The sequence below is a fragment of the Synechococcus sp. R6-10 genome, assembly GCF_047461815.1.
GTDB lineage: Bacteria > Cyanobacteriota > Cyanobacteriia > Thermostichales > Thermostichaceae > Thermostichus.
In genome coordinates, this window is sequence record NZ_JANSHW010000277.1 from 1 (window position 1) to 1,789 (window position 1,789).

Genomic DNA, 1,789 nt, shown 5'->3' on the forward strand with positions numbered 1-1,789 from the left:
GCGCAAAAAGATCTTTTGTTCGCGGCTCTGAGAAGGTTGGCGGAGCAGGGCAAATCGGTGATCTTCGTCTCCCACAAGCTGGCCGATGTGGAGTGCCTTTGCGATCGGGTGACGGTGATGCGGCAGGGGGAGGTGGTGGGGGAGCTGCCTGTTAGGGGTGAAGACATTGCCCTGTTGGAACAGCAGTTGATCGATTGGATGTTCGGGCGGGAGTTGACACCCCCAGCTCGACCCCATTCTCCACAAAGGAGAGCGGATCCCCTGTTGGAGTTGCGCTCCCTGGTGGTGCGGCATGAGCCGTTTGCCTTGGCTTTGCCAGATCTGGCGGTGCAGCCGGGGGAAGTGATTGGGTTGGCCGGTTTGGAAGGCAGTGGGCAACGCTCTTTCCTGCTCACCTGTGCAGGGTTGTTGCCGCCCAGGCGTGGCCGGATTCTGTTGGGGGGGCAGGAGATGACAGGCCGTCCTTACGGCGACTATCTGCGCTGTGGGGTGGGGTTTTCTCCGGCGGATCGGCTGCGGGAAGGGCTGATCCCCGGCCTAACGTTGCAGGAGCATTTTGCCCTCCAGCAGCAGGATCCCTGGATCAACTGGGCTCTGGCCCGTCAACAGGCCCAAGCGGCCATTGAACACTTCAGCATTCGGGGTCACCCCTACAGCCGGGTGGAGCAACTCTCGGGGGGCAACCAACAGCGCAGTCAGTTGGCTCTCTTGCCCACACCCCTGAGTCTTTTGCTGATGGAGCACCCAACGCGAGGGTTGGACATTGAGTCGGCGCTGTGGGTCTGGGGGCAATTGCTGGAACGCACCCAAGCGGGTACGGCTATTCTTTTTGCCTCGGCGGATTTGGACGAGATCCTGCAGTACAGCGACCGAGTGATGGTGTTCAGCGGCGGACAGGTCTCGGAACCCATTCCGGCGGCGGAGCTCACCGTTTCACGCCTGGGACAGATGATGACGCTTCCCGTCTTGCGCAGCACTCACAGCAGCGAGATCCCAGGGATCCCGACTGAGGTTTAGAGGGCTAATCGAAGCCCTCTAGCGGTCGCGTCAGCGGTGCGTAGCTCTTTCGCTTTGCCGCAGCAGGAGAAGGATTTGAGAACGGCATGGCAACCGGACAGAGCAAGGCTTAGAGTAGCAGTAGCCCCAAGCCTTTTGCTCAAGGAATCTGGCCATGGGATCCCAGGATCACCTCTTGCCTCCAGGAGCAGAGGAGCTGCAATCTGACCGCTCGCCCTCCTCGGAGCAAGTCCTTTTGGAGCTCACCGTTCAGGGATCCCGGCAGCAGGTGTTGCGAGGTTTGCGAGCTTGGCTGGAGCTGGGCTTACTGACCCCAGAGCACTTTCGCTTGCTGGTGGAGCAGTATCGGCTAGAGGGGGAGGAACCAAGGTCAGCGGCAGTTTCCCCCAGCGACGAGATCCCGGCTCGTCTTGGCTCGGCCTACGTGCTCTGGATTTTGGGTTTGTTTGGCATCTGTGGCCTGCACCGTTTTTATCTGGGCCGCTGGCGGACGGGTTTGCTCTGGCTGTTGACCTTTGGGCTGCTGGGGATCGGTCAGCTCCTGGATTTGATTTGGATCCCAGGGATGGTGCGAGAAAGAAATGCTCGCCTGGCCGGATCTGGGGTTGAGGAACCTGCGGTCGAGGGGGGAGAAGAGCCCCAAGCTGCCCCTCAATCCACTCGCGCTACTCGGACGGAGTCCTTGCCCCCCCCTACCCCGGCGCTGGCTGTTTTGCTGCGGAACTTGCTGTCAGAGCTGAGCGTGGCTTGGCTGTTGCTGCTGGGCCTGTTT

General features: G+C 60.9%; 2 protein-coding genes. Both read left to right on the plus strand.

The features are described 5' to 3' along the window. Positions 1–1,017 (plus strand): ATP-binding cassette domain-containing protein (locus NW837_RS08530; RefSeq protein ID WP_414330675.1); only part of this gene is annotated, 1,017 nt, incomplete at its 5' end. Between the two features lie 154 nt (positions 1,018–1,171). Continuing rightward, positions 1,172–1,789 (plus strand): NINE protein (locus NW837_RS08535; RefSeq protein WP_414330678.1); only part of this gene is annotated, 618 nt, incomplete at its 3' end.